The sequence below is a fragment of the Dellaglioa algida genome (genome assembly GCF_030127605.1).
GTDB classification, from domain to species: domain Bacteria; phylum Bacillota; class Bacilli; order Lactobacillales; family Lactobacillaceae; genus Dellaglioa; species Dellaglioa algida.
The window spans coordinates 1-357 of the sequence record NZ_JANXLE010000018.1 but is presented as its reverse complement, the minus strand read 5'-3'; the positions used below and the strand labels follow the sequence as shown (position 1 = coordinate 357).

Here is a 357-nt window from a genome sequence, read left to right as displayed (position 1 = left end):
CTGACCCGTACGGGATTTGAACCCATGTTACCGCCGTGAAAGGGCGGTGTCTTAACCACTTGACCAACGGGTCATAAACTAAAACGGAGAAGGAGGGATTCGAACCCTCGCGCCATTTTCACGACCTACACCCTTAGCAGGGGCGCCTCTTCAGCCACTTGAGTACTTCTCCATAAAATAATTGATGGGCCTAAATGGACTCGAACCATCGACCTCACGCTTATCAGGCGTGCGCTCTAAACCAGCTGAGCTATAGGCCCAAAATCATAAAAAAGCGGGTGACGAGAATCGAACTCGCGACAACAGCTTGGAAGGCTGTGGTTTTACCACTAAACTACACCCGCAAAATATATAAAT

4 tRNA genes are annotated in these 357 nt (G+C 49.0%); all 4 read right to left on the bottom strand.

The window, feature by feature from the left end:
• Window position 1 precedes the first annotated feature (1 nt).
• A tRNA-Glu gene (locus N0K73_RS08275) sits at window positions 2–73 on the bottom strand.
• An 11-nt stretch (window positions 74–84) separates the two neighbouring features.
• Window positions 85–172, bottom strand: a tRNA-Ser gene (locus tag N0K73_RS08270).
• A gap of 13 nt (window positions 173–185) precedes the next feature.
• Window positions 186–260 (bottom strand) — tRNA-Ile (locus N0K73_RS08265).
• Between the two features lie 13 nt (window positions 261–273).
• A tRNA-Gly gene (locus N0K73_RS08260) sits at window positions 274–344 on the bottom strand.
• Window positions 345–357 lie beyond the last annotated feature (13 nt).